21 protein-coding genes and 1 pseudogene are annotated in these 25,968 nt (G+C 68.0%); 7 read left to right on the forward strand and 15 right to left on the reverse strand.

Features of this window, described 5'->3' with window-relative positions; all coding sequences use genetic code 11:
- Window positions 1–1,270 (forward strand): FUSC family protein (locus F3J14_RS23015; RefSeq protein WP_166724971.1); only part of this gene is annotated, 1,270 nt, incomplete at its 5' end.
- Window positions 1,271–1,310: 40 nt separating this feature from the next.
- Here F3J14_RS23015 and F3J14_RS23020 read toward each other — a convergent pair.
- Both F3J14_RS23020 and F3J14_RS23025 read right to left on the reverse strand, forming a co-directional pair.
- The gene (locus F3J14_RS23020) at window positions 1,311–2,231 is read right to left on the reverse strand and encodes a bestrophin family ion channel (RefSeq protein ID WP_166724972.1); all 921 of its coding nucleotides are present in this window, start codon (window positions 2,229–2,231) and stop codon (window positions 1,311–1,313) included.
- Window positions 2,232–2,243: 12 nt separating this feature from the next.
- Complete coding sequence (locus F3J14_RS23025; RefSeq protein WP_166724973.1) at window positions 2,244–4,568, reverse strand: FdhF/YdeP family oxidoreductase; 2,325 nt, start codon at window positions 4,566–4,568, stop codon at window positions 2,244–2,246.
- Between the two features lie 153 nt (window positions 4,569–4,721).
- Here F3J14_RS23025 and F3J14_RS23030 point away from each other — a divergent pair, with 153 nt between their 5' ends.
- Window positions 4,722–6,143 carry a PLP-dependent aminotransferase family protein gene (locus F3J14_RS23030; RefSeq protein WP_166724974.1) on the forward strand — a complete coding sequence of 474 codons (1,422 nt, stop codon included), beginning with the start codon at window positions 4,722–4,724 and terminating at the stop codon, window positions 6,141–6,143.
- A 67-nt stretch (window positions 6,144–6,210) separates the two neighbouring features.
- On the opposite strand, the gene F3J14_RS23035 is transcribed toward F3J14_RS23030, so the two are convergent.
- Complete coding sequence (locus F3J14_RS23035) at window positions 6,211–7,452, reverse strand: mechanosensitive ion channel family protein (RefSeq protein ID WP_166724975.1); 1,242 nt, start codon at window positions 7,450–7,452, stop codon at window positions 6,211–6,213.
- A gap of 485 nt (window positions 7,453–7,937) precedes the next feature.
- On the opposite strand from F3J14_RS23035, the pseudogene F3J14_RS23040 reads away from it, so the two are divergent.
- Window positions 7,938–8,226, forward strand: a pseudogene (locus tag F3J14_RS23040) (sodium-independent anion transporter); the annotation flags it as partial.
- Between the two features lie 12 nt (window positions 8,227–8,238).
- Here F3J14_RS23040 and F3J14_RS23045 read toward each other — a convergent pair.
- From F3J14_RS23045 to F3J14_RS23070, 6 genes are all read right to left on the reverse strand, one after another.
- Window positions 8,239–9,696, reverse strand: coding sequence for a DHA2 family efflux MFS transporter permease subunit (locus F3J14_RS23045; protein WP_166724976.1), 1,458 nt, complete (start codon window positions 9,694–9,696; stop codon window positions 8,239–8,241).
- The gene (locus F3J14_RS23050; protein WP_166724977.1) at window positions 9,693–10,256 is read right to left on the reverse strand and encodes a cysteine hydrolase; all 564 of its coding nucleotides are present in this window, start codon (window positions 10,254–10,256) and stop codon (window positions 9,693–9,695) included. Before F3J14_RS23050 ends, F3J14_RS23045 begins: the two co-directional genes overlap by 4 nt.
- A gap of 70 nt (window positions 10,257–10,326) precedes the next feature.
- A complete protein-coding gene (locus F3J14_RS23055; protein ID WP_166724978.1) occupies window positions 10,327–10,782 on the reverse strand; it encodes a MarR family transcriptional regulator in 456 nt (151 codons plus the stop codon).
- Between the two features lie 148 nt (window positions 10,783–10,930).
- Window positions 10,931–11,173, reverse strand: a complete 243-nt coding sequence (locus F3J14_RS23060) for a hypothetical protein (protein ID WP_166724979.1) — start codon at window positions 11,171–11,173, stop codon at window positions 10,931–10,933.
- A 44-nt stretch (window positions 11,174–11,217) separates the two neighbouring features.
- Window positions 11,218–12,297, reverse strand: coding sequence for a serine hydrolase (locus F3J14_RS23065; RefSeq protein WP_166724980.1), 1,080 nt, complete (start codon window positions 12,295–12,297; stop codon window positions 11,218–11,220).
- 197 nt (window positions 12,298–12,494) lie between these two features.
- The gene (locus F3J14_RS23070) at window positions 12,495–12,731 is read right to left on the reverse strand and encodes a hypothetical protein (RefSeq protein ID WP_211080384.1); all 237 of its coding nucleotides are present in this window, start codon (window positions 12,729–12,731) and stop codon (window positions 12,495–12,497) included.
- A 93-nt stretch (window positions 12,732–12,824) separates the two neighbouring features.
- On the opposite strand from F3J14_RS23070, the gene F3J14_RS23075 reads away from it, so the two are divergent.
- Together F3J14_RS23075 and F3J14_RS23080 are read left to right on the forward strand one after the other, a co-directional pair.
- Complete coding sequence (locus F3J14_RS23075; RefSeq protein WP_012366223.1) at window positions 12,825–13,700, forward strand: LysR substrate-binding domain-containing protein; 876 nt, start codon at window positions 12,825–12,827, stop codon at window positions 13,698–13,700.
- Window positions 13,701–13,772: 72 nt separating this feature from the next.
- Complete coding sequence (locus F3J14_RS23080) at window positions 13,773–14,057, forward strand: transcriptional regulator (protein WP_166724982.1); 285 nt, start codon at window positions 13,773–13,775, stop codon at window positions 14,055–14,057.
- A 72-nt stretch (window positions 14,058–14,129) separates the two neighbouring features.
- Here F3J14_RS23080 and F3J14_RS23085 read toward each other — a convergent pair whose 3' ends face one another.
- The 3 genes from F3J14_RS23085 to F3J14_RS23095 all read right to left on the reverse strand — a co-directional run bounded on the left by F3J14_RS23085 (window position 14,130) and on the right by F3J14_RS23095 (window position 20,087).
- Window positions 14,130–14,873, reverse strand: coding sequence for a transporter (locus tag F3J14_RS23085; RefSeq protein ID WP_166724983.1), 744 nt, complete (start codon window positions 14,871–14,873; stop codon window positions 14,130–14,132).
- 67 nt (window positions 14,874–14,940) lie between these two features.
- On the reverse strand, window positions 14,941–17,712 hold the full coding sequence (mgtA, locus tag F3J14_RS23090) for a magnesium-translocating P-type ATPase (protein WP_166724984.1): 2,772 nt from the start codon (window positions 17,710–17,712) through the stop codon (window positions 14,941–14,943).
- 722 nt (window positions 17,713–18,434) lie between these two features.
- A complete protein-coding gene (locus tag F3J14_RS23095; protein WP_166724985.1) occupies window positions 18,435–20,087 on the reverse strand; it encodes a S8 family peptidase in 1,653 nt (550 codons plus the stop codon).
- A 422-nt stretch (window positions 20,088–20,509) separates the two neighbouring features.
- On the opposite strand from F3J14_RS23095, the gene F3J14_RS23100 reads away from it, so the two are divergent.
- On the forward strand, window positions 20,510–21,406 hold the full coding sequence (locus F3J14_RS23100) for a glutamate/aspartate ABC transporter substrate-binding protein (protein ID WP_006752358.1): 897 nt from the start codon (window positions 20,510–20,512) through the stop codon (window positions 21,404–21,406).
- 100 nt (window positions 21,407–21,506) lie between these two features.
- On the opposite strand, the gene F3J14_RS23105 is transcribed toward F3J14_RS23100, so the two are convergent.
- Window positions 21,507–22,043 carry a hypothetical protein gene (locus tag F3J14_RS23105; RefSeq protein ID WP_166724986.1) on the reverse strand — a complete coding sequence of 179 codons (537 nt, stop codon included), beginning with the start codon at window positions 22,041–22,043 and terminating at the stop codon, window positions 21,507–21,509.
- 357 nt (window positions 22,044–22,400) lie between these two features.
- Here F3J14_RS23105 and F3J14_RS23110 point away from each other — a divergent pair, with 357 nt between their 5' ends.
- Entirely contained in the window at window positions 22,401–23,648 is a 1,248-nt protein-coding gene (locus tag F3J14_RS23110; RefSeq protein ID WP_166724987.1) for a multidrug effflux MFS transporter, read from the forward strand.
- A gap of 37 nt (window positions 23,649–23,685) precedes the next feature.
- Here the strand turns inward: F3J14_RS23110 and F3J14_RS23115 are convergent, their stop codons facing one another.
- Window positions 23,686–24,378: a hypothetical protein gene (locus F3J14_RS23115; RefSeq protein WP_166724988.1), complete on the reverse strand. Its 693-nt coding sequence runs from the start codon at window positions 24,376–24,378 to the stop codon at window positions 23,686–23,688.
- A 182-nt stretch (window positions 24,379–24,560) separates the two neighbouring features.
- On the reverse strand, window positions 24,561–25,968 hold a 1,408-nt coding region (locus F3J14_RS23120), incomplete at its 5' end, for a penicillin-binding transpeptidase domain-containing protein (protein WP_247682274.1).

The raw sequence follows: 25,968 nt of genomic DNA on the forward strand, positions 1-25,968 counted from the left end.
CGCGCATGCGGCCGCGCAGGCGATCGAAGCGCATGCGGCGCGCAGCGGCGACGCGCCGGACCCGCTGGTCGCCGAGGCCGCGCGGGTGCTCGACGGCGTCGCTGCATCAGGGGAAGCGGGGCCCGAGATGGCGGCGCTGCGTGCGCGGGTGGACCAGGCGTTGCACGTCGAGGCCGCCGAGCCGACGGGCTCGAATGACTCGCGCCTGCTCACGCTCGACCGGCTGAGCACGCTGCTCGCCGGATTCGACGACGCGTTTGCCAACAAGGCACGGGTCGACCTGCCGGTTCCGCCGCCGTCGCGGGTCCGCTATGCCTTTCATCGCGACGCGGTGCTCGCGTGTCACAACGGCATTCGCGCGTTCATCGCGGTGCTGGTCGCGTCGGCGATCTGGATCGTCACCGCATGGCCGTCGGGCGCCGGTTTCGTTGCAATCACGGCCGTGGTCGGCGCGCTGTTCTCCACCCGGCCGAACTCGGCCCGGGCCGCCATCGGGTTCCTCAAGGGCACGGCCTGCGCGGCGGTGGCGGGGATCGTCTGCAACTTCATCCTGCTGCCGGCGGTCTCGGGCTTCGAGACGCTCGCGTACATCATCGGCGTGTTCATGATCGGCACGGGCCTCGCGATGCGCCATCCGCGCACCGCCGCGCTCGGCAGCGCTTTCTCGATCTTCTTCTGGAATTTCACGTCTCCGGACAACACCGCGCGCATCGGCGATGCGGCGTTCCTGAACAGCGCGCTGTCGACGCTGCTCGGCATTGCGTTCGGCGTGCTGGTGTTCGCGCTCGTGTTTCCGGGCGATCCGGGCACGAGCCGGCGTCGGCTGCATCGCGCGGTGCGCCGCGACCTGGCGGATATCGCCCGGCACCCGCGCGGCTGGTCGGCAAGCGCGTGGCTCAGTCGCACGGCCGACCGGCTCGGACGCGAGCTCGGGTTCGCGGGCACGCTGCCGCAAACGCTGATTGAGCGCGACATGCGCGACCTGCTGGCGATCTGGGGCATCGGCGACAGCCTGCTGTCGCTCGCGGAGCTGGCGGCCCGGGAGCCGGCCGCGCGTCGCGCGGTGGCCGTGGTGCGCGGCCGCGCCGCGCTCGCGGATTTCGCCCGGATCGAGCGCAGTTGCGATACGGCTGCGCGGTTGCTGCGGCGGCGCGTGGCCGATATCGACAGCGACGGGGCACGCGCGCTGCTGCGCGGCATCGTGTTGCTGAGGCGGATCGCGGACGCGGTTGCCGGGCACGACCACTTCCTGCGCGGCCGCCGCGACTGAACGAGCAGCGGCCGACGGGGCGTCGGAGGCGCCCGGCCCGTCAGGTGAGCCGATACGCCGGGCCGGGCGTCACTTCCGCCGGCAGCGGCTCGTGGTTCAGTTCGAGCAGCGTGCGCTCGATCATCCGCGTCATCGCATCGAGCGCGAGGTGGTTCGGTCCGTCGCCGAACGGCTCGGCGATCGCATGGGCGATCGCGTCGAGCGCGATCAGCGTATACGCGACGAACACGGTGACGAACGGCGTCGCCGCGCCGATCGAGTCGACCAGGCCGAACGGCAGCAGCACGCAGTATGCGTAGATGGTCCGGTGCAGCAGTACGTCGTACGAGAACGGGATCGGTGTCGATGCGATGCGCTCGCAGCCGCTCACCATCGACACGAGATCGTCGAGGCGCGCGTCGAGCATCCAGAGCCGCGTATCGGCGAGACGCCCCGCGTCGGCGCGCGCGGCGAATGCCTCGCGCAGTTCATGAACGATCGCGATCGGCGCATACCGGGCCGCGACGATGCGCGCATGGGTCCCGTCGTCGAGCAGCGCGCGCAGGTCCGCCGCCGGATCGGTGCCGCGCAGCTGATGCTTCAGCGCATGGACGAACGCGATGACCTTGCGCACGAACGCCTGCCGCGCGGCGTCGTCGGCGTCGATCGCGCCGTAGCAGAGTGCTTGCGACACCAGCGTGCGGGTGGCGGTCAGCACGCCGCCCCACAGCTGCCGGCCCTCGCGGTAGCGCTCGTAGCTCGCGTTGTTGCGAAACCCCGCGAAGATCGCGAGCGTGAGGCCGATCAGCGTGAACGGCGTCGGGTTCAGCGGCACCTTCTCGCCGAGCACGCGGCCGCCGCCCCATACCGCGACGAGACTGATCGCGAGCGTCAGCACGAGCTGCGGCAGGATGGTCGGCAGCACCGATCCGTTCCAGACGAGCAGCATCCGCAGCCAGTGCTCGCGCGGCCGAACGATCATCGCGGCGCTCCGTCAGGCGGCAGTCGACGCCGGCGCGGCCGCGCGATGCAGCAGGACCGGCACCGACTTCGACGTCGGCGTGTTGCACACGTCGCCGACGCTGTCGAGCGGCACCAGCGGGTTCGTTTCCGGGTAGTACGCGCCGATGCAGCCGCGCGGGATGTCGTATTCGACGAGCAGGAAGCCGTTGGCGCGCCGCTCGATGCCATCGTGCCACACGGTTTCCATGTCGACCCAGTCGCCGGCCTTCAGGCCGAGCATCGCGAGGTCGTCGCGGTTGACGAACACCACGCGGCGCTGGCCGAACACGCCGCGATAGCGGTCGTCGAGCCCGTAGACGGTCGTGTTGTACTGGTCGTGCGAGCGCGTCGTCATCAGCGTCATCAGGCGCTCGCCGTGCAGCGCGCGGGCGCGCTGGATCGGCGTGTCGGTCGGCAGCGCGTGCGCGATGAAGTTCGCCTTGCCCGTCGGCGTCAGCCATTCGCGATCGCGTGACGCGACGCGCAGGTGGAAGCCGCCGGGCCGCGCGATGCGTGCGTTGTAGTCGTAGAAGCCGTCGAGGGTCGCCTCGATCGCGTCGCGGATCTTCGCGTAGTCGTCCTTGTACGCGAGCCAGTCGATCGTGCCGCTGCCGAACAGCGCATGACCCATGTGTGCGACGATCGCCGGCTCCGACATCAGGTTCGCGGAGGCCGGCTTGTTCATCCCGTACGACACGTGGACCATGCTCATCGAGTCCTCGACCGTCACGCCTTGCGGCACGTTGTCCTGCAGGTCGATCTCGGTGCGGCCGAGCGTCGGCAGGATCAGCGCGTCGCGGCCGTGGATCAGGTGGCTGCGGTTCAGCTTCGTCGTGATGTGCACGGAGAGATCGCAGCGGCGCAGGCCTTCCCACGTGCGCGGCGTGTCGGGCGTCGCCATCGCGAAGTTGCCGCCGAGGCCGATCAGCACCTTCACGCGGCCTTCGAGCATGCCTTCGATCGTCTCGACGACGTCGTAGCCGTGATGGCGCGGCGGCTCGAAGTCGAACACGTGGCCGAGCCGGTCGAGGAACGCCTGCGACGGCTTTTCCTCGATGCCGACCGTGCGGTTGCCCTGCACGTTCGAGTGGCCGCGGACCGGACACAGGCCGGCGCCCGGGCGGCCGATGTTGCCGCGCATCAGCATCAGGTTCGTCAGCATGTGCACGGTCGCGACCGAATGCTTGTGCTGCGTGATGCCCATTCCCCACGTCGCGATCACGCGTTCGCTGCGTGCATAGCGCTGCGCGAGCGCGTCGATCTGGTCGTACGACACACCGCTTTCGGCCGTCAGCGCCGGCCAGCTTTCGTTGCGCAGATCGTCGGCGAACGCGTCGAAGCCAGCCGTGTGTTCGTCGATGAACGCGGTGTCGAGCACGCGCGGCGCACCGGCGGCGCGCGCGGCGTCGTCGAGTTCGAGCACGCGCTTGGCCATCCCCTTGATCAGCGCGAAATCGCCGCCGATCGTCGGCTGGATGAACGTCGACGCGATCGCGGTGCCGGACATCGTCAGCATCTCGAGCGGGCTTTGCGGATCGGCGAAGCGCTCGAGCCCGCGTTCCTTCAGCGGGTTGATCGACACGATCGTCGCGCCGCGCTTCGCGCATTCGCGCAGCTCGCCCATCATTCGCGGATGGTTGGTCGCCGGGTTCTGGCCGAAGATCAGCAGCATGTCCGCGTGCTCGAAATCGTCGAGCGTGACGGTGCCCTTGCCGACGCCGACCGAAGCCGGCAGCCCGCGGCTCGTCGCCTCGTGGCACATGTTCGAGCAGTCGGGGAAGTTGTTCGTGCCGTACCGCCGCACCAGCAGTTGATACAGGAACGCCGCCTCGTTGCTCGCGCGGCCCGACGTGTAGAACGCGGCCTGGTTCGGGTCCGGCAGCGCACGCAGGTGACGCGCGATCAGCTCGAACGCGTCGTCCCACGCGATCGGCACGTAGCGATCGGTGCGGGCGTCGTACACCATCGGGTCGGTCAGGCGGCCGTGCTGTTCGAGCTCGAAATCCGTCTGTTCGAGCAGCTCGGTGACCGTGTGCGCGGCGAAGAATTCGGGCGTCACGCGCTTGCTCGTCGCTTCGGCGGCCACGGCCTTCACGCCGTTTTCGCAGAATTCGAACGTCGACGCATGCTGGCGGTCGGGCCACGCGCAGCCCGGGCAGTCGAAGCCGTCCGGCTGGTTCTGGCGCAGCAGCGTGCGGTAGTTGCCGCCGGTGACCTTTTCCTTGATCAGGTTGATCGCGACGGCTTTCAGCGCGCCCCAGCCGGCGGCCGGGTGGTGATACGGTTCGATGCGCGGAGCGGCGGATTTCTTTTTCATGATGCGGGTGTTCAGGGTCGATGCAGTGAGAGTACGCGCGGCGGCCGGGCTGCTGTGTGTACACCTCTTATCTTCAAAAAAGAGTACAGTTGCGGCCATTCGGGGAGTGTGGGTCGCAACTGTGTTGTTGAAGGGAAGTTGAAAGGGAGGCGCGTGAAGCGTTACGAACAACTGGCCGACGATCTGCAGGCGCAGATCGAGCGCGGCGTATACCGGTCGGGCGAGCGGATTCCGTCGGTGCGGCAGGCGAGCCGGCAGCAGCAGCTCAGCGTCACGACCGTGCTGCGCGCGTATCTCGTGCTGGAGAGCCGCGGCCTGATCGAGAGCCGGCCGCAGTCGGGTTACTTCGTGCGGGCGCGGGTCACGGAGCCGGCCGAGGCCGAGCTGCACACGTCGGCGCCGGCGGCCGAGCCGTCGGCGGTGGACGTGAGCCGGCTCGTGCTGTCGACGCTGCGCTCGATCGCGCGTGACGACGCGGTGCCGCTCGGCTCGCCGTATCCCGACGCGTCGCAGTTCCCGGTGCAGCGTCTTGCGCGCTACGCGCAGGCGATCGGGCGGCGTCGCACGCGCTGGGGCGTGATCGACGACCTGCCGCCCGGCAACCAGGAACTGATCCGCCAGATCGCGCGGCGCTATGCGGAGCGCGGGATCGCGGTCGAGCCCGGCGAGATCGTGATGACGATCGGCGCGACCGAGGCGATCAACCTGTGCCTGCAGGCCGTCGCGCGGCCGGGTGACACGATCGCCGTCGAGTCGCCGACGTTCTACGCGATGCTGCACGCGATCGAACGGATGGGCATGCGCGCGCTAGAGGTGGCGACGCATCCGGGCGACGGCATCGATCTCGACGCGCTCGAACGGATTCTCGAGCGCGAGCGCATCGCCGCGTGCATGGTGATGCCGAATTTCCAGAATCCGCTCGGCTTTCAGATGCCCGATACGCGCAAGCGCGCGCTCGTCGAGCTGCTCGCGAAGCACGGCGTGCCCGCGATCGAGAGCGACGTCTACCACGAGCTGCATTTCGGCGACACGACGCCGAGCGCGCTGAAGTCGTACGACCGCGACGGGCTCGTGCTGCACTGCGCGTCGTTCACGAAGAGCCTGTCGCCGCGCTACCGGATCGGCTGGGCGATGCCGGGCCGCTACCGCGACCAGGTCGAGAAGCTGAAATTCCTGAACACGCTCGCGACGCCCGCGATCGAGCAGCTCGCGATCGCCGAATACCTGAAGCACGACGGCTACGATTTCCACCTGCGGCGGATGCGCAAGCAGTATGCGCAGCAGGCGAGCCTGATGAGCGCGATGGTGCGGCGTTTCTTCCCGGCGGGCACGCGGCTGTCGCAGCCGCAGGGCGGGTACGTGCTGTGGGTCGAGTTGCCGCCGCAGGTCGACGCGATGAAGCTGTATGCGCTCGCGCTCGCGCAGGGAATCACGATCGGGCCCGGCCATATGTTCTCGGCGAGCGCCGATTATCGGCACTTCATCCGGCTCAACTACAGCTATCCGTGGTCGCGGCAGATCGAGGACGCGCTGAAGGTGGTGGGGCGGCTCGCGTCCGAGTGCGCGGGGCGGTGAGCGGCGCACGGCGCGCCGCGCTGCGGGATCGCGAGCGGCGGCCCGTTGCGGGCCGTCGCGGCAAGCATTACCGCGCGTGCGGCGCCTGCAGTTCGCCTTGCGCCGCGCCGGCCATCCGGCGCATGTCGAAGCCCGACGGGTGCTGGTACACGCGCAGCCCGAATTCCGGCAGCACCGCGATCAGGTGATCGAACAGGTCGGCCTGGATCGTCTCGTAGTCGACCCAGCTCGTCGTGTCGGTGAAGCAGTACAGTTCGAGCGGAATGCCTTCGGCGGTCAGCGGCAGCTGGCGCGCCATGCACGTCATGTCGCGGCGGATTCGCGGATGGCCCTTCAGGTAGTTCGCGACGTACGCGCGGAACGTGCCGAGATTCGTCAGCTGGCGGCGGTTCGCCGGGCATTCGCCCGCCGTGCCGAGCGTGCCGTTCCATTGCGCGATCGCGTCGACCTTGTCTTCCAGGTAGTCCTTCAGCAGCGTCAGGCGTTCGAGCCGTTCGATCTCGTCGTTGTCGAGAAAGCGTACGCTCGTCGCGTCGATGAACAGCGCACGCTTGATGCGGCGTCCGCCGGCTTCGGTCATCCCGCGCCAGTTCTGGTAGCTCTCGGTGATCAGCTTCCACGTCGGCACCGTGATGATCGTGTGATCGAAGTTCGCGACCTTCACCGTGTTCAGCGTGATGTCGATGACGGTGCCGTCTGCGCCGGCCGACGGCATCGTGATCCAGTCGCCGATCCGCAGCATGTCGTTCGACGACAGTTGCACGCCGGCGACGAGGCCGAGCAGCGTGTCCTTGAAGATCAGCATCAGCACCGCCGACATCGCGCCGATGCCCGACAGCAGCAGGCCGATCTGCTTGCCGGTCGCGTCGCCGATCACGACGAGCGCGGCCGTGATGAACATCACGAGCTTGACGAGCTGCATCGCGCCTTTCAGCGACAGGCGCGGCTGGTCGCGATGACTCGTGCGATGCGTATGTTCGAGCGCGGACAGCGTCGCGCTGATCGTCATCGACACCAGCAACACGATCAGCGCGAACAGCACCTTGTCGGCGGCCTGCGCGGCCACGGCCGGGATACCGGGCACTGCCACGAGCCCGAGCTTGATCACGACGAACGGCACGATGCGGTTCAGCCACTTGAATGCGCCGAACTCGAACAGCGCGTCGTCGATGCGCGTGGCCGACAGCCGCGCGAGGCGCGCGACCACGCGGAACAGCAGGAAATGGACGGCGGCCGTGATCGCGCCGGCGGCGGCGAGCAGGATGAGGAGGCCGACGAGCGGCGCAAACCAGGATTCGTTCAGGGTCATAAGGGCAGGCAGGGTCCTTCTCGTGCGTTGAATCTGCGCCGCGATGCGGCGCGCGCCCGATGAAGGGCACATGAAAGGGACCGTGATTGTGCCATCGGGTTCCGGCCGGACGCCGCGAATGCACGACGTGGGGCGCCCGGACGTCCTCACCATTGCGTGGCTTTTGCTGGGGTTCACATCGCGCAACACACTGTGCACTTGCCACGCGATGCCCGCGCGGGGCACGACGCGCGAACGACTTCGCGCCTCCCGTTTCCACGTCGATCAGGTCATCCACGCATTTCACGCATGCAAGATTCCAACGAAAGCCGGCCGTCGCGCGCGCGGCTGCTGAAGGGCATTCTGCCGGTTCGCCGCGCGTCGGCCATCCGCGACGTGTTCGCGGGCATCTCGCAGGCCAGGCAATGAGAGCAATATGCGATCGATTTCGATGCCACCCACCACGATCGATTGGATCGCAGCGGGAATTCCAATTTGGCTTCGCTGAGCTCGTCGATGCATCGCCGGTGCCATTGCGCTGGTTCGTCGTCGACGCGGGCGCGATCACCGATCTCGATTACACGGCCGCGCGGACGATCACCGATCTCGTCAACGCGCTGCACGCGCGCCGGATCGGCGTGCTGTTCGGACGCGTCAACCGTTACCTGCATGCGGACATGGCGCGCCATCGGATCACGGAGATCGTCGGCGCGTCGTGCATCTTTCCCGACGCTGCATCAGGCGCTGGCAGCAACGGGCATGACGCCGGCGCAGCAGGAACCGGCTGTCGTGTAGCAGGAGACCCCGTCATTCAGCGCGAACCGGCTCGCGCGCCCCCGTCGGCCGTGCGCCCGCGCCGCTCGACCATCGCGGTAGCCGCAGCGTCGTCACGAAGCTCGCCGCATGCAGCGCGCAAAGCAGGCCGAATGCCCACGCGTAGGCGACGCCGTGCGTGCCGCCCGTCGACACGGATTCGGCCTGCAGCCGCCATGCGAGAAACAGCGTGCAGATCGTCGTGAACGTCGGGCCGCCGAGGCGCTGGACGATATTGAGCGACGTCGTCGCCATCGGCAGGTTGCGCCGGTCGACCGACGCATACGCGGCGGACATCGACGGGATGCCGATCGCGCTCTGGCCCATCCCGCGCAGGAACAGCGCGGGCACCAGCACGTAGGGATCGTAGCCGGCCAGCGCGAGATACACGATCGGCAGCGTCGCGACGAGCGCGAGCATCGCGCCGGCGGCGGCCAGCCGGCGCACGCCGAACCGGCTCGTCAGCGCGCCCATCAACGGATACGTGACGAGCATGCCGAGCCCGAGCGGGGCCAGCAGCCAGCCCATCTCGCCGGGCGAGCGGCCGCACGCCTGGATCAGGAACACCGGAATCAGCATCTGGCCCGCGTAGATCGCGCCGTTCGACAGGAACTGCGTGGCGGCGGCCGCGCCAAACACGCGCGCGCGAAACAGCGCGACGTCGATCAGCGCACGCTCGCCTTTGCGTCGCTCGACGCGCAGGAACGCCGCGAGCAGCAGCACCGAACCCGCGATTGCGGCGATACCCGGCACGGCGTCGATCCGCTCCGCGCCATACAGGAACAGCACAAGCGCCGGCGACAGCAGCGCGAGGCCGGCCCAGTCGAGTTCGCGCCGCTGCGTTTCGTCGCGATCGCCGGGCAGGAACCACACGGCCAGCGCAAGCGCCAGCGCGCCGACCGGCAGGTTCACGAAAAAGAGCCAGCGCCATGACGCGTGCTGCAGGATCGCACCGGCAACGACCGGGCCGAGGATCGGCGCGATCAGTACGGGCACCGCCGCATAACCGATCACGCGTGCCATCTGCTGGCCGGCCACACGCGCGATCATCATCTGCGCCATCGGCGCGAGCAGCCCGCCGCTGACGCCTTGCAGCACGCGGAACGCGATCAGCGACGGCGCGGACCACGCGAGCCCGCACAGCGCCGACGTCAGCGTGAACGCGGAGAAACACCACAGGTACAGCGCTTTAGCACCGATGCGGTCGACCAGCCAGCCGTTCAGCGGCAACACCAGCGTGAGCGCGAGCAGGTAGCCGCTCGTCACCCATTGGATCGTCGACAGGCTCGCGTGCAGGTCGGTCGCGAGGCTCGACAGCGATACGTTGACGATCGTCGCGTCGAGTTGCGACAGCAGGCTGCCGAGCGTCGCGACCGCGCCGACTTTCCAGATCGACGGATCGAGCCGGGCGGCCGGATGGCCCGGCGCCGGCCGAGCGCGCGTGTCGTTCATGCGCCGCGCCGGTCGAGCAGCGCGAGGATCTCTTGCGTCGAACCCGTCTCGCCGAGACGCGGGAACACCCGCTCGACGCTGTTCGTATGCGCGTCCGCGTTGAGATCTGTCATCGCGTCGACCGCCAGCGTCACGTTGTAGCCGAGTTCGTGCGCCTGGCGTGCCGTCGATTCGACGCCGATGCTGGTCGCGACGCCGGTCAGCACGATCTGCGTGACGCCGGCTGCTTTCAGGTACGCGTCGAGACCGGTGGCGGTGAACGCGCCCCAGGTCTTCTTCGTCACGACGTGGTCGCCCGGCTGGCGGTTGAGTTCGGGTACGAGGTCGGACCAGTCGGCAGGAAGAGCCTCCAGACGCGCCTGCTGCTGCGTGCGGCCCGGCGCGCCGCCGTCGACGTTGACGAGTACGACCGGCAGGCCGCGCTCGCGGAACGCATCGAGCAGTTCGCGCGTGCGCTCGATCACCGGGGCGACCGGGTGGGACGTCGGCAGCGCGACGATGCCTTTTTGCAGGTCGATGACGACGAGCGCCGTGTTCGTGTCGAGACGGGTTGTGCTCATGGTGCTGGTGCTCCGTGAATGGGGCAAAGGAACGCGTGCGCGCGGATGCCGCGCCGCACGCAGGCGGCGGTCATTGCTCGCCGATGCGCCGGATCAGCGGAATCGCGGCGGCGAGCGTGCGGATCTCTTCAGGGTCGAGCTTCTCGATCGCGGCGCCGAGCCACTTGTGCTTCGCGGTGTCGCGCTTGCGCCGTGCTTCGCGGCCGGCCGCGGTCAGCAGGAACAGGATCTGGCGGCCGTCGGTCGGGTGCGGCTCGCGTTCGACGAGCCCGTCTTCCTCGAGGCTCGCGAGAATCGCCTTCATCGACTGCGGCTTCATCGCCTCCGCGCGGGCGAGGTCGGCGGTCGTCATCGGACCCTGTCGTTCGAGCCGCGCGAGCGCGCTCGTCTGCGACATGCCGAGCCCTTCGGAGTCGATCTCGGAGCGCAGCCGGCGGATCAGCTGGCCGACCGCGAGGGTCAGCTCGGTGGCGACGGTGTCGGCGGAAACGCCGGGTGTGCGTGGTGGTGTCATGCGGTGGAGCATAGAACACGACAGTTAAACTTGCAAGTTTGACTGTCGAGTTGATTGAGGGTTCGGGATGCGTGGTGCGTGGGCGCGATCGGGGCGGGGGGAATGGCAGGCGTCGGCGCGGCAGCGGCCGAAATGAGCGGGTGAGCGGCGCGGCCTGGCGCTACGCGCGGCGCGGCGACGGAACCGGAACTGGCACGACGTCCTGGTACTTCGGCGACGCATTCTCGTGCAGCAAGTCGCCGAGATATTGCGCGAGTTCGTCCGCGGCGAGCGCGGACGGAATCTGCAGATTGGCCGGCCGCCGCTTGCCTTCGGCGCCGAGATCGAACACGGCCCAGCGGCCGTTCGAGCGCACGGCGGCTAGCAGGCGCCCGAATGCGTTGAAACGGTATTCGTCCTGCATGGCACCGCTCCTTTGAAGGTACGCGCCGGCCGCGCGCGTCGTGCTTACTGGATCGAGCAGTTCAGCCAGCGATGGATCTTCACTGCATCGCTCGACACGCCGGCGCGCGTCGGTGCGCCGAGCAGCACGATCGTTTCGCGGCGGCCCTTCACGCGCATGCGCATCACGACGCCGTGCCCCGATTCGTTGATGAAGCCGGTTTTCTGCAGCCGGATCGGCAGGCTGCCGTTGCGGACGAGCGGATCGGAGTTCACGTACAGCAGCTCGCCGTCGCCGGCCTGCACGGTGGTCGACGTGTCCGTCGAGAAGTAGCGTATCAGCGGATCCTGCGCGGCCGCGCCGACGAGCCGCGCGAGATCCTCGGCGGTGGACACGTTGTGCGGCGACAACCCGGTCGGCTCACGGAAATGCGTATGGCGCATCCCGAGCCGGCGCGCCTCGCGGTTCATCGCCTTCACGAACGCGGCACGGCCGCCCGGATAATCGCGGCTCAGCGCGGCAGCCGCACGATTTTCCGACGACATCAGCGCGATATGGAACATCTGGCGGCGCGACAGTTCGGCGCCGATCGGCAGCCGCGAACCGGTGAACTTGATCGTGTCGCGGTCGCGTGAGGTGACGCGCAGCACGCCATTCAGCGGTCGGTCCGCGTCGCGCGCGACCACGGCGGTCATCAGCTTCGAAATCGACGCGATCGGCCGCACGGTGCCTGCGTTGCGGGCCAGCAGCGGCGTGCCGGAATCGACGTCGAGCACGTAGGCCGCGCGTGAGTGCAGCGAGCGCACCGCGCGCGGGCTGTAGCCGCAGCTCGCGAGCAGGCGCGGCTTCGCGGCGGGACGCTGACGCACCGCGTTCGTGCGTTTCGCGCGCCGGTGCTGCGGCGCGGGTGCGGCGTGACGCTTGACCGAGTGATGCTTGACGCGCGGGCGGCGGTGCTTGACGGCCTTGTTCTTGCGGTGGGCGGGGGCCTTCTTGACGACTTTCGCCTGCACATGCGGCGCCGCGGTGCGATGCGGCTGCGCGCGCTGCGCGGACGCGTTCGTTGCGAACGCGAGTGTCAGGAACGAGAGGGCGAGGATCAGGATGGTCCGGGCGCGAGGCAGGCGCGCGATGAGGCCGGTCAAGCGAAAGTCTCCTTTTCACGCGCGTTGTGGCGGCGCGAAATGCATGGGCAGTGAGCGGGTGCGGGAAATTATAAGGTCGATCGCGTGGCGATGACGATCGATGTGTACGCAATGGTGCGTGATGCGGGCGAATTCCTGCTGTTTTTTTTGCGGAGGGTCGAAGTGCGCGTCCGGGGCAATGCGCGCGAGGAGCAGGCTCAGCGCGGCCAGTTCCGCCGCGACACGACCGCGAAGCTGATCGCGATCGAACCCGTGACGGCGCGCGGCGGCGCGTCGTCCAGCGCATCGCCGAAGCGAAAGCGGCGGCTGCGTCCGTCGACACGTGCGGCACGACGCTCGGGCGCCGGCGCATCGGGCTCGACACGGCTTTCGTCGGCGACCGCCGTGTCGCACGAGATATCGGTCAGGCACTCGGCCGCATGATCAACGGACATGACAGTGAATTCCAGGAGGGGCATGCCCGTATTGAACGTCACCGCGTTCGATCAGTAAAATGAATGTTTCGATCGATACGATTCCTTTAAAGAATGGAATTGAAACTGCTGCGCACCTTCCTGACGGTCACCGAGCTCAGCCATTTCAGCCGCGCGGCCGACGCGTTGCACATGAGCCAGCCGGCGCTGAGCAAGCAGATCGGCGCGCTCGAGGCGAGCCTCGGCGGCAAGCTGTTCGAGCGCGGCCGGCACGGCGCGGAGCTGACGCCGTTCGGTGAACGCTTCCTGCCCGATGCGCAGGCGCTCGTGCGCGATGCCGACGAGATCCTCGCGCGTGCGCGGGAGGCGACCAGCGGACAACGCGGTCATCTGCGGCTCGGCATCTGCCTGTCCGTGTTGACGCTCGTGCCGAAACTCGTCGCGGAATTCCGTCGTCGCAATCCGGGTATCGCGGTCACGCTGAGCGACCTGTCGTCGTCCGAGCAAACACGCCGGCTGCGCGCCGGCAAGCTCGACGCCGGCTTCCTGCGTCTGCCGTCCGATGAAGGGCTGTCGTCGTTCAAGGTGATCGACGAGGCGCTCGCGCTCGCGGTGCCGCCGCACCTCGGTTTCAAGCGCGTGCCGGCCGATCTCGACGTGCTCAACGAGATCGGCTTCATCGCGCTGCAGCGCGCGCGCGGCCCGGGCCTCGCCGCGCAGATCGACCGGTGGTGCGTCGAGCGGCGCTTCGTGCCGCAGGTCACGCAGCAGGCGGAGGACGTGCAATCGGTGCTCACGTCGGTTGCGGCCGGCGTGGGCGTCGCGTTCATTCCGTCGGGCGCGCAGTATTTGCTGCGCGATGCGACCGTCCTGCCGCTCGACGGCAGGGACGCGAAATGGCGCGTCGGGCTCGCATGGCTGTCCGAGCGCGACGATCCGGTGACCACGCGTTTCGTGTCGTTCATGCGCGCGGCGATCAAGGGCGCGTAACGGCGGCGTATAGTGCCCACGATGGCATCCTTCCTGAATCCCGGCCCGGTGCCGGCTCACGAATCCGAACCGATGACTTCTGAATCCGACGACGCTCCACTCGATCCCGCACTCGTCGCGACGCTCGCGACGCTGCACGAAGCCGCGACCGATCCGTCCGGCAAGACCTGGTCGCTGCCGAAGATCGCGAAGCGCACGCAATTGCCGATGAGCACGCTGCGTCGCGTGCTGACGCAACTCGACGCCGCCGGTCTGAGCGCGACGACGCTGAGCGACGATGGCACCGGCAGTGCCGCGTTGACCGAAGAGGGGCGCGCCGTGTGCGCGCAACTGTTCGGCGCGAACGACGCCGGATGAAAAAACGGACCGCCCGCAGGCGGTCCGTCGCATGACCGTTCGACATGCGGCATCGGCCGCATCACCGCGGTATCACCACCGCACCGTCAACCCGCCCATCACGGAGTGACGGTAGGTCTGGTCGTTCAGTCCGTGCCGGTAGCCAATGTCGAGATCAAGCCAGGGCTTGGGCGAATAGATCGCACCCGCGATCACGAACGCCGGATTCGCGCCGGCACCGCTTTCCGCGTTGCGCGACGTGCCGACGTCCGCCACGATCTGCAGCGTGTCGGTCGCCTTGTAGATCGCCGCGCCCGAGACGGCCCAGATCGACGTCAGGTCGCCCTGACGATTCGGCTGGTACGTCATTCCCGCATTCGCGAGAAACGAGAACCGCGACACGTCGATTTGCGCGAGCAGCGTCGCGCCGGTTCCGACGCGGCCGGTGCCGAGCCCGCGCCGGTCGTTACCAGTGGGCATCGTCGCCATCGGCTTCAGCGCGAGCGACAGCGGCCCGCGTTCGACAAACCGCCACTTCATGCCGATCTCGACATCGCCGAACCCGGCGCCATTCTCGTCGGTACGCGTTTGCAGATGCGTGTACGGCGCGTTGACGTAGAGATCGACGCGTTCGCCGAAGCCGCGCGTGAGCGTCGCGTTCCACATCTGGTGGCGGCCGTTTTCGTCCTGTTTCGAGGTTTCCTCGGCATTGAGCTCGAACTGCCAGTTCGCGTTGCCCTGGGTGCCCGTGTCGTCGCTGACGAGCGGGTGGGCGGCAAAGGCGTCGAGTGGCGCGAGCAGGGCGCTCGCGGCCGCGAGCGGAAGCATTCTTTTCATCACGTTACCCTTGGTGCGTCGGCGGCGGCCGGCCCGAGCGGGCCGGCACGCCGTCGTCCGGAGGAAATCAGAACCACTGCTTGTAGCGACGCACATAGATCGTCTTGACGATCTGCGCGAGCAGGATGTAGCCGACCATCGTCGCCGCAAGCCACAGCCAGTAGGTACCCGGCAGGTGCATGAAGCCGAGCGAATCTGCGAACGGCGAGAACGGCAGCCAGCAGCCGATGGCGATCGCGGTGAACGTCGACAGCAGCACCGGCAGTGCGGCCGTGCTCTGCAGGAACGGGATCTTCTGCGTGCGCAGCAGATGCACGACGAGCGTCTGCGACACGAGGCTCTCGATGAACCAGCCCGAGTTCATCACGACCTGGCCGCCCGTGCCGCCGTGCAGGTGATACATCGCGCCCGCGCCGAACACGGTCCACATCAGGATGTACGTCGTGATGTCGAACACCGACGACGTCGGGCCGACCCACAGCATGAAGCGGCTGATGTTGCCGGCTTCCCACTTGCGCGGCTTCTTCAGGAACTCCGGATCCATGCGGTCCCACGGCAGCAGCATCTGCGACGTGTCGTAGATCAGGTTCAGCACCAGCAGCTGGGTCGCGAGCATCGGCTCCCACGGCAGGAACGCGCTGGCGACGAGCACCGAGAACACGTTGCCGAAGTTGGAGCTGGCGGTCATGTTCAGGTACTTCAGGATGTTGCCGAATGTCTCGCGGCCCTTGATCACGCCTTCCTCGAGCACCATCAGGCTCTTTTCAAGCAGGATGATGTCGGCGGTTTCCTTCGCGATGTCGGCGCCGCTGTCGACCGAAATGCCGACGTCGGCATCGCGCAGTGCGGGCGCGTCGTTGATGCCGTCGCCGAGGAAGCCGACCGTGTGGCCGTTCGCCTGCAGTGCCTTCACGATGCGCGCCTTCTGCAGCGGCGTGAGCTTCGCGAACACCGTCGTGCGTTCGACGACCTGCGCGAGCGTCGCGTCGTCGAGCGCCTCGATTTCGGCACCGAGCACCGGCTTGCCTGGCTGGAGGCCGACCTGGCGGCAGACCTTCATCGTGACGGTCGGGTTGTCGCCCGTCAGCACCTTCACCGACACACCGTTCTCGCGCAGCGCGGCGAGCGCCGGCGCGGCCGATTCCTTCGGCGGATCGAGGAAGGTCAGGAAGCCGCGCACGACGAGGTCGCGCTCGTCGGCGGTGCGGTACTGCTCGCGCTCGTCGCCGCGCGGGATCGTGCGCGTCGCGAGCACCAGCACGCGGAAGCCGTCCTCGTTGTACGCGTTCGCCTGTTCGAGCAGCCGCTTGCGCGCGACGAAGTCGAGCGGGCGCACGCCGTCCTCGTCCTGCACATGGGTCGACACCGCGAGCATTTCCTCGACCGCGCCCTTGCAGATCAGCAGGTGCGTGCCGTGCGTGTCCTCGACGACGACCGACAGGCGGCGGCGCACGAAATCGAACGGCAGCTCGTCGATCTTCTTGTAGCCTTGCGGCTTCACGCGCTCGCCGATCTCGTCGGCGCGTGCGACCACGGCGATGTCGATCAGGTTCTTCTGGCCGCTCTGATGGAAGCTGTTCAGCCAGCCGAGCCGCAGGATGTCCTCATTCTTGTGGCCGGACAGGTCGAGATGGTGTTCGAGGATGATCTTGTCCTGCGTGAGCGTGCCGGTCTTGTCGGTGCACAGCACGTCCATCGCGCCGAAGTTCTGCACGGAGTTCAGCCGCTTCACGACGACCTTGCGGCGCGCCATCGCGATCGCGCCGCGCGCGAGGTTCGCGCTGACGATCATCGGCAGCATCTCGGGCGTGAGGCCGACGGCCACCGCGAGCGCGAACGTGAGCGCGCTCAGCCAGTCGCCCTTGGTCAGGCCGTTGATCATGAACACGATCGGCACCATCACGAACATGAACTTGATCAGCAGCCAGCTCACGCTCGCGACGCCGCGATCGAAGCTCGTCTCGATGCGCTTGTGGCTCACGACGTTGCGCGCGAGCGAACCGAAGTAGGTGTCCTCGCCGGTCGCGACGACGACGGCCGTCGCGGTGCCGCTTACCACGTTGGTGCCCATGAAGCACACATTTTCGAGATCGAGCAGCGACGTCGACGCGTCATTCGCCGCGCCCGGCGTGCCGGCCATGCCCGTGTGCGCCGACTTGCCGGCGACCGCGCCGAGCGTGTCGTACTTCTCGACCGGCAGCGCTTCGCCGGTCAGCACGGCCTGGCTGATGAACAGGTCGCGCGACGCGAGCAGGCGCACGTCGGCGGGAATCATGTCGCCGGCCGACAGATGCACGATGTCGCCGACCACCACTTCGCGCATCGGCACCTCGCGGCGCGCCGGCTCGGACGTGTCGGTCACCGAGCGCTGCACGGTCGCCGTCGTGCGGACCATCGCCTTGAGCTTTTCGGCCGCACGCAGCGAACGGAATTCCTGCACGAAGCGCAGCAGCGCGCTGATCGTGACCATCGTCAGCAGGATCGTCATGCCGACGTAGTCGCGCTCGCCGGGCGCCGCGAAGTAGACGTCGGTGCAGAAGCTGATCGCGGCCAGCACCAGCAGCACATAGACGAACGGATTGTGGAACGCGTGCAGCAACTGGCGGGTCCAGTGCGGCGGCTTGTCGTGCGCGATTTCGTTCGGACCGTGGTGCTGAAGACGATCGGCGGCCTGGTCGTAGGTCAGGCCGCGCGTGCTGGTGCGCAGCGACTTGAAGGTCTCTTCGAGCGGGCGGGCCGCTTCCTGCGCGGCGCGCATGATGCGCGGTTCGTTCTGCTGACCGGGGCCGGCGTTGATGAAGCCGCGCTGTTTCTTTTGCGTGGGTTTGCGTTGTGTCATGAGTCGCTCCTTGCGCACGAGGCGGCGGGCGGGGAGCGACCGTGACGTTATCGACGCACGAGCGCTCCCCGCCGCGTCGCGTCAGGCGCGATCGGGTGTGGATCGGTAAAGGGGGGGACGCTCGCCGGCGCGCGCAGTGTTGCGGTCGGAGGATCGATGCGCAGCGGCGCACCGGCGAGCGATAATCGACTACTGTCGTCCGGGTTCATCTGTACTCCTGTCGGTTGCGGGTAGCGGGCACGGGCGATCGGCAGCCGCGCACGCACGAAGGCGCGCGGCGCAATGGCACGCGAACGGAACACGCGCGCAGCTCGGGCTGCGCGCAGCACGAACACACGCGCGGCAGCGTACGGTTACGCAGCGCGGGCATTCGGCGATATCGAAAAAAATTTGGCGGGGGATTCTGGCCGGTAATCAGGCCGGAAGGGCGCCGCATCCTGCTTCCCGGGATGCGGCAGAAGACGAGGCTCTGCGCGGTTTCCTCAGGCAGCAGTCAAGTTGGTCGAGGACCAACTACAACTCGCATCGGTGTTCACAGAACACTCCATGTAATCAGACGGGGCGATGGTAATGGGTCGTCGTGCGAAGCGTCAACCTTTTTTCCGCCCTTTATTTTCAGGCAATTCTTGCAGAACGTTAGCGCGACGAGGTCGGCTCCGCCCATGAAAAAAACCGCGCGCATGGCAATGCATGCGCGCGGTCGCGTCGACGCAGCGTGCGGCTTACTGCATGGCCGCCGTGACGGCGGCGCCTGCATCGGCGATGCCGGCGCCGGCCGGCAGCGCGGTGCACGACGTGCTGGCCGGCAGCATCGCCGCACGCGCGCCGCCTTGCAGCTTCTGCTGGATCTGCGCGGGCGTGAGGTTGCCGTTCACCGACAGCATCAGCCCGACGATGCCCGATACCTGCGGTGTTGCGAGACTCGTGCCGCTCGCGGAGCCGTACGTGTCCGCGCCCGGCGTCGTGGTGCCGCTGTTGGCCGTCGACAGGATGCTGACACCCGGTGCGCTCAGCGCGACGTCGGAACCGAAGTTGCTGAACGATGCGCGGCGGCCGGTCGCGTCCGTCGCGCCGACGCTGATCACGCCGCGGCAGTTCGCGGGCTGGTCGAACGCGGTCGACAGGCCGTCATTGCCGGCGGCGACGACGACGGTCACGCCCTTCGCGTTCACGTCGTCGATTGCCTGCTGGAACGTCGCGCTGCATGCGCCGACACCGCCCAGGCTCAGGTTGATGACCTTCGCGGGATTCGGGTTGGTCGCCACGCCGGCGACCGGAATGCCGGCCGCCCAGCGCATCGCGTCGGCGATGTCGCTCGTCTTGCCGCCGCACTTGCCGAGCACGCGCACCGGCAGGATCCGGCCGAGCCACGATACGCCTGCGACGCCGATACCGTTGTTGGCGTTCGCGCCGATCACGCCCATCACGCGGGTGCCGTGCCAGCTGCTGGTGCTCGGTTCGCTTGCGCAGTGATAGTACGGGCCGCTGGCATCGTCGAGTTCCTGCTGCGTGACCCAGTCGCCCGGATCGGTCGCATCGGTGCCGCGCGTCTGGCCGTTGTTGCTCGTGTTGACGTTCGAGATGAAGCTGTAGCCGGGCAGCAGGTTGCCGACGAGGTCGGGGTGCGGCCGGTAGCCGGTGTCGAGCACGGCCGTGACGACCGTCGGCGTACCCTTGGTCCGCGTCCAGGCGGGCGGGGTGTTGATGCCGACGCTCGCATCGGACAGATACCACTGCTGGCTGTACGCGGGGTCGCTCGGCGTGTCGCGGATCCGCATCGGATGATCCGGTTCCGCGTAATCGACGTCGCCGTCGGCCGCGAATGCCTGCGCGAGCGTCGCCGCGTCGGCGGACGCGATACGCTGGCCGATCGACAGCACGGCCGCGCCATCCGACAGCGTCCGCTCGACCTGCACGTTCAGCGATGCCTGCGACGCCGTCACGGCGGCATACGCACGTGCGGCGCTGGTCGCCGTCGGTGCCGACCAGCGCGTGATCGAGCGCTGGATCACCGCGTCGAGCCGCGTGCCGGTGTCGAGGGCCGCCATCGCGCGCGTGGCCGTCAGCGTCTTCAGCTTGACGATCAGGTGATCGACCGGCGGCTCGGCTGGCGCGGTGGTCTGGGCGGCCATCTGCGCGGCGGCCTGCTGCGTCGTGCACGCGTTGTTGCCGCTGGTTGCGGGCGGCGTCGTCGGCGCCGGTGCGGGCGACGGCGCGGGAGCAGGAGCCGCGTTGGAGGAAGACGGGTTGCTGCCGTCGCCGCCACCGCCGCCGCAGCCGGCGAGCGGAAGCAGGGCGGCGGCGGACAGCATGCCGGCGAGCATGCGCGCATGAGCGGAGCGGGCCAGCGCGAAATTGAAACGTGTGGCTCTCATGGTGAAGCGATCCTCGTAGATAACCGTCGTGCTGGCGGTCGTGCCGGGTCCGGAGGAACACCGGACCTTGTCGTTCTTGTCTGACGTATGCCGCGAGGTTGCTGCGACGCGCCATGCACTGGGTAACGGCTGCCGCGCGCGCTTCTTGAGTCGTTTTAGGAGAAAAAATCGGATGACCGCAAACGATTGCGTTGCTGCGTTGCACCACGACTGCGGGTCGGATGCCCACGACACGGCAGGCAGGACGCGACCGAACGCGTCGGGTCGGCCGCAACGTGGGATCCACGCGCGTTTGCGCGCCACGGCAAATCCGGCGCCCCTGCGCGGCCGCGCCGGCAGGCTCCTTACGCTTTCCCTGATGCGACGCGAATTTTGTCGGGCGTACGATCGCGATTCGATCAACGTTTCGTCAGGAGAAAAGCATGGATCGCCGCTTCCGTTGGCTGGCCGTCGCGCTGACCTGCGCACTGGCAGGCACCGCGCACGCGCAGGCGCTCACCGGCACGCTGAAGAAGATCAAGGACACGGGCATCGTGTCGCTGGGTATCCGCGAATCGTCGGTGCCATTCTCGTATTCGGACAACCAGCAGAAGAACATCGGCTACTCGCGCGACATCGCGGCGCGCATCATCGACGCGCTCAAGGCGGAGTTGAAGGCGCCGAACCTGACGGTGAAGGAAATCCCGATCACGTCGCAGAACCGGATTCCGCTGCTGCAGAACGGCACGATCGACTTCGAGTGCGGGTCGACGACCAACACGCTGGAGCGGCAGAAGCAGGCCGCGTTCTCGAACAGCATCTTCCTGTATGGGATCCGCTTCAGCACGCGCAAGGATTCGGGCGTGAAGGACTTCACGGACCTGGCCGGCAAGACGGTCGCGACGACGGCCGGCACGTCGGACGAGCGCCTGCTGCGCAAGCTCAACGAGGAGAAGGGGATGAACATGACGATCATCAGCGCGAAGGACCACGCCGAAGCGTTCATGAACGTCACGACGGGGCGCGCGGTCGCGTTCGTGATGGACGAGCCGCTGCTGTACGGCGAGATCGCGAAGGACCGCAACCCGGGCGCGTACACGGTGGCGGGCACGCCGCTCGTCCATGAAAACTACGCCTGCATGATGCGCAAGGACGATCCTGCGTTCAAGCACGTGGTCGACGGCGTGATCGCGAAGCTGCAGACTTCCGGCGCGGCCGAGAAGCTCTACGACCAGTGGTTCATGCAGCCGATTCCGCCGAAGGGCGTGAGCCTCAACTATCCGCTGTCGCCGGAGATGAAGCAGCTGTTCAGGAATCCGACGGATCAGGCGCAGTACTGAGTGGGGCGTCGACGTGGAATTGCATCGCAAATGAAAAACCGCCGGCACATGCCGGCGGTTTCGGTTTCCGGCCCGGTCGCTCGCGCGACGGAACCGTGCGTCAGGCCTTGATTTCCGGCCCGCGCGTGGCCGGCCTGGCCGGTGCCGACGGTGCCGGCGCCAGCGTACGTGTGGACGGTTGCGCCGGCACGATCACGACGACCGGTTCCGGCATTGCCCACAGCGGCATCGCGAACCCGACCGGCTGCGGCATCGGCATCGCGAACGCGTTGGCGAGCGCGACGTGCTGCAGCGCCATCATCTGCTGCATGGCGACCATCTGCGCGTGGGCCGCCTGCATCTGATACTGCGCGGCCTGCATCTGCCGCAACGCGGCCGCGGGCGGCATGCTGTCCGACGACGACGTCTGCATCTCGAAGCTCGCACCGCCATGCGGGCTGTGCCAGCTCCACGTGCGGACCTGCATCGGGCCGACGGCGGTCTGGACGACGCGCGTATCGGTTTTCACGGGCACGGCCTGCCCATTGACATTGACGAACATCGGTTGTGCAGCCGGAGCGGCGTCGGCCTGCCCGGCCATGGCGAGCACGGGCATCAGCGCCAGCGTGCCCGCCGCCATATACGAACGGAATCGCATGTTCGGATCTCCATCAAACGAGACTGATCGAATCAACAATGAACGAATCGTGCGGCTCACGGACGGAGCCACGAGCGACTATGCGAGCGCCGGCATAAATCTGGCTTAAAACCGGGGCGGGACCGCGGGACGAGGCTGGGTGGGGTGCTCGGGGCGACTCGCCGAGGCCCATGAGCGGCCCGTTTTGCGCGTGTCGGAATATGCCGCAATCGGCATTTCAACCTCGCCCGCGCCATGGTATTGCCGTCGCGTCGCGTAACAACAGGCACAATGTGCGCTTCGCTTCGCCGCGCACCGCTGTTCGACATTCGAACAGGCGGGCGCGTGTCGCCGCCGTCCGAATCCTTCCCGGTTGTCATGAACGCCTCGCTCAATCCCGCGCGCGAATCGAACTCGCCGCGCTTCCTGTTGTTCCTGATTTGCCTGTTCGCCTCCGCCGGCCAGCTCGCGATCGACATCTACGTGCCCGCGCTGCCCGACATGGCGCGTTCGTTCGCGACCACGCCGCAGGCGATCCAGTCGAGCGTGTCCGGCTACATGGCCGCCTATGCGCTCGGCCAGCTGATCTTCGGCCCGGTGGCCGATGCGTACGGACGCAAGCGCGTGCTCGCGTTCGGGCTCGTCATCTACACGATCGGCTGCCTGCTGTCGCTCGGCGCGCCGAACCTGGAGACGTTCGTGCTGGCGCGCTGCCTGCAAGGCTTCGGGATCGCGACCACGAACCTGCTCGCGAAGGCGATCATCACCGACTCGTTCTCGGGCCAGGCGCTGATGCATGCGTTCACCTACATGTCGATCGCGTGGGGGCTCGCGCCGATCATCGCGCCGGTGATCGGCGCGCACCTGCAGGAATGGTTCGGCTGGCGCGCGTGCCTCGTGTTCCTGCTGGTGTATTCGCTGGTGATGTGGGCGCTGTTGTGGCACTACCGGGAAACCTTGCCGAAACCGGTCCATCTCGAGCCGCGCACGCTGATCGCGAACGCGGGCAAGGTGCTCGCGAGCCCGGTATTCCAGAGCTGCTTCCTCGCACAGGGGCTGTGCTACAGCATCCTGCTGGTGTTCAACATCGTCGGGCCGTTCATGGTGCAGACCACGCTGCACAAGCCGCCGACCTTCTTCGGCTATCTCGCGCTCGGAATCGGGCTGATGTATTTCCTCGGCGGGCTGTCGAACCGGATTCACGGGCGCGGGCTGCCGAGCGCCGAGCAGCGGCTGCGCATCGGTGCGCGCGTGATGGCGGTCGCGGCGGTCGTGATGCTCGTGCTGGCGCTGACCGTCGGCCTGCGCGTGTGGACGCTCGCGACGCCGGTGCTCGTGATGGGCCTCTGCGCGGGTGCGATGTATCCGACGCTGATGGCCAAGGGCAATTCGCTGTTTCCGCATATCGCGGGGCTGACGAGCGCGATCCTCGGGTGCGCGCTGCTGCTCGTGTCGTCCGCGATGATGGGGCTGGCTGGCTTCGTGTCGGTGCAGGTGCTGACGCCGCTCGCGGTGTTCTTCGTCGCGCTGTCGTTCATCGTCGTATGGATGGTGACGAAGCTGTTGCGCTACCTGACGCAGCAGCAGGCCGCGAGCGTCGCTTGCGGGAGCGGGGAGGCGGCGTAAGCCGCATCAACCGCTACCGCGCACGGACTTGGTTCGCTTATAGCGGATGCGCGGCGCCGGCCTGCGTCAACAGCGAAACGGCAACCGGGTCCGGCATCCCGTTCGAATCGATCGCGCCGGCCTTGGCCAGCATCCCAAGGTCTGCGTCGACGCCCGGTTGCCCGACGACGAACGGCGTGGTCAGAAACGCCGGCGTCGCGAGCGTGACCGAGTAGCGCTGCTGGAGATTCGTCACGACGGCCGACTGCGCGGCCTGCACGGTGCCCGGATCGCCCATCACCTGCTGGAAGCGCCGATTCCCCTGGAAATTGCCGATCAGCCCGGCCGTGTTCGTACCGAGCTGCGCGGCGAGATAGACGAGCATCAGCTCGGTTTCTGGCGTCGTGTTGAACGTGCCGCCCGCGTAGGCGAGCGAATGCAGGCTCGTGCCGCCCGACGCGACGCTGATCACGCACGGCAGCACGGCGTTGACGGTCACGCGGTAGTTGCCGCCGCCGTCGGTCAGCGTCGTCGCCGAGCCTTGCGCGCAACTCACCGTCACCGATGCGCTCGCGAGCGCGGCACCCGTGGCGGCCGTGCCGGACAGCGCGACGGTCTGCGTGTTGTTGTCGTTGAAGCAGGCATCGACGCCGAAGCAGGCCTCGCCGTTGCAGCCCGCCAGTGTCGCGAGCGCGGCGACGCAAAGTGCGCCCAGCGCGGGGCGGGTGAAGTGCGGCGGGCGAATGTTCATGGTCGCGGGCGATCGGGGGAAGAAGATAGCCGGTGAGCGCAGGGCATACGGCCCTGCTCACATTCTAGGTGCCGAATCGGCGCGTTGCTGGCCCGTTTGAAGCAGGCGCGCGAATTTTCCGGGCGCACCGGCAATCGATTTCCCGCCCGGCCGCCGAAGGCGAACGCGGCCGGCTCACCCGCTCAGGGCTTGCGCGCGGCCGGCTTCGCGAACGCGCCGCGCACCTCGAAGCCGATCGCATCCGCGACGTTGCCGCGCGCGTCGACCAGTTCCAGCCGGTGCCGGCCCGGCCACGGCATCCACGCGATGCGGTCGGCGTGCCCGATCACCTTGTCGTCGAGCCGCCATGCGAAGCGCGCGGCATGCCCGGACGACCGCTCGAACCAGATCCGCTGGTTCTTCGGCGGAATGTCCGGATCGATCGCGAAGATCGTGCCGTCGGTCGGCGCGCCGATCGCCAGCGGTGCGCGCGCGCCGTCCTTGCCCGGTGTGACGGGCGCCGCGAGCCGGATCGTGTCGAGCGCCGTGCCCGCGACGAACCACTCGTTGCGCGACGGCTCGACGTCGCGCTCGAACGCGATGCGGCGCGTTTCGACGCCGGCCGGCGCTTTCGGCGCACGGCTCGGCAGGTCGCGATGCAGGTAGCCGACGACGGCCGACCACACCGGCGACGCGCCCGTCACCCCCGACACGTCCCACATCGGTGAGCCGTCCGCATTGCCGACCCACACGCCGACCGTATAGCGCGACGTGAAGCCGACGGTCCAGTTGTCGCGCATGTCCTTGCTCGTGCCGGTCTTGACCGCCGAGAAGAAGCGCGTCGCGAGCGGGTTGTCGAAGCCGAACGTGCGTACGCGCGCGTTGTTGTCGGAGAGGATGTCGGTGACGACGAAGCTGGCCGCTTCGCTGAATACGCGCGTGCCGTTGTCCGCATGTCCTGGTGTCGACGCGCCGGAAGCAGGCGCCGGCGCCGGCAGGTCGACGACCTTGCGCGCGACGCCGCCGTTCGCGAGGGCGCGATATGCATTCGTCAGCGACAGCAGCGTGACGTCCGCGCTGCCGAGCGCGAGGCTGAAGCCGTAGTAATCGCCTTCCTGCGCGAGCGGCAGGCCGAGCGCGGTCAGCGTGCGCGCGAAGCGGTGCGGCGTGACGAGCACGAGCGTGCGCACGGCCGGCACGTTCAGCGAGCCGCCGAGCGCGGTGCGCACGCTCACCCAGCCCTTGAAATCCTTGTCATAGTTCTGCGGAATGTAGAGGCCGCCGCCGGCCGCGAGGTTGATCGGCGCGTCGTCGAGCAGCGACGCGGCCGTCAGCCGCTTCTCGTCGATCGCCTGCGCGTAGAGGAACGGCTTGAGCGTCGAGCCGGCCTGGCGCGGCGCGAGCACGGCGTCGACGTCGCGTGCGCTCGACAACGCCCCTGACGAACCGACCCACGCGCGAATCTCGCCGGTCGCGTTGTCGATCACGACGACCGCGCCGTCCTGCACGTTGCGCCGGTGCGCGGGCGCGTTGAGCTCGGTCAGTGCGCGCGTCAGCGTGTCGCGCGCGAAGCGCTGCAGCGGCGCGTCGAGCGTCGTGCGCACCTGCGCG

The sequence above is a fragment of the Burkholderia sp. Tr-862 genome, from assembly GCF_011753085.1.
In the GTDB taxonomy this organism is placed as follows: domain Bacteria; phylum Pseudomonadota; class Gammaproteobacteria; order Burkholderiales; family Burkholderiaceae; genus Burkholderia; species Burkholderia ambifaria.

Excerpts from the sequence above, each read along its gene's own strand:
- F3J14_RS23080 (WP_166724982.1), top strand. The coding sequence starts at position 13,773 with ATGACTTCTGAATCCGACGACGCTCCACTCGATCCCGCACTCGTCGCG.
- F3J14_RS23110 (WP_166724987.1), top strand. The coding sequence starts at position 22,401 with ATGAACGCCTCGCTCAATCCCGCGCGCGAATCGAACTCGCCGCGCTTC.
- F3J14_RS23075 (WP_012366223.1), top strand. The coding sequence starts at position 12,825 with ATGGAATTGAAACTGCTGCGCACCTTCCTGACGGTCACCGAGCTCAGC.
- F3J14_RS23105 (WP_166724986.1), bottom strand. The coding sequence starts at position 22,043 with ATGCGATTCCGTTCGTATATGGCGGCGGGCACGCTGGCGCTGATGCCC.
- mgtA (WP_166724984.1), bottom strand. The coding sequence starts at position 17,712 with ATGACACAACGCAAACCCACGCAAAAGAAACAGCGCGGCTTCATCAAC.
- F3J14_RS23085 (WP_166724983.1), bottom strand. The coding sequence starts at position 14,873 with ATGAAAAGAATGCTTCCGCTCGCGGCCGCGAGCGCCCTGCTCGCGCCA.
- F3J14_RS23050 (WP_166724977.1), bottom strand. The coding sequence starts at position 10,256 with ATGAGCACAACCCGTCTCGACACGAACACGGCGCTCGTCGTCATCGAC.
- F3J14_RS23115 (WP_166724988.1), bottom strand. The coding sequence starts at position 24,378 with ATGAACATTCGCCCGCCGCACTTCACCCGCCCCGCGCTGGGCGCACTT.
- F3J14_RS23055 (WP_166724978.1), bottom strand. The coding sequence starts at position 10,782 with ATGCTCCACCGCATGACACCACCACGCACACCCGGCGTTTCCGCCGAC.
- F3J14_RS23060 (WP_166724979.1), bottom strand. The coding sequence starts at position 11,173 with ATGCAGGACGAATACCGTTTCAACGCATTCGGGCGCCTGCTAGCCGCC.
- F3J14_RS23045 (WP_166724976.1), bottom strand. The coding sequence starts at position 9,696 with ATGAACGACACGCGCGCTCGGCCGGCGCCGGGCCATCCGGCCGCCCGG.
- F3J14_RS23035 (WP_166724975.1), bottom strand. The coding sequence starts at position 7,452 with ATGACCCTGAACGAATCCTGGTTTGCGCCGCTCGTCGGCCTCCTCATC.
- F3J14_RS23095 (WP_166724985.1), bottom strand. The coding sequence starts at position 20,087 with ATGAGAGCCACACGTTTCAATTTCGCGCTGGCCCGCTCCGCTCATGCG.
- F3J14_RS23025 (WP_166724973.1), bottom strand. The coding sequence starts at position 4,568 with ATGAAAAAGAAATCCGCCGCTCCGCGCATCGAACCGTATCACCACCCG.
- F3J14_RS23100 (WP_006752358.1), top strand. The coding sequence starts at position 20,510 with ATGGATCGCCGCTTCCGTTGGCTGGCCGTCGCGCTGACCTGCGCACTG.
- F3J14_RS23020 (WP_166724972.1), bottom strand. The coding sequence starts at position 2,231 with ATGATCGTTCGGCCGCGCGAGCACTGGCTGCGGATGCTGCTCGTCTGG.
- F3J14_RS23070 (WP_211080384.1), bottom strand. The coding sequence starts at position 12,731 with ATGTCCGTTGATCATGCGGCCGAGTGCCTGACCGATATCTCGTGCGAC.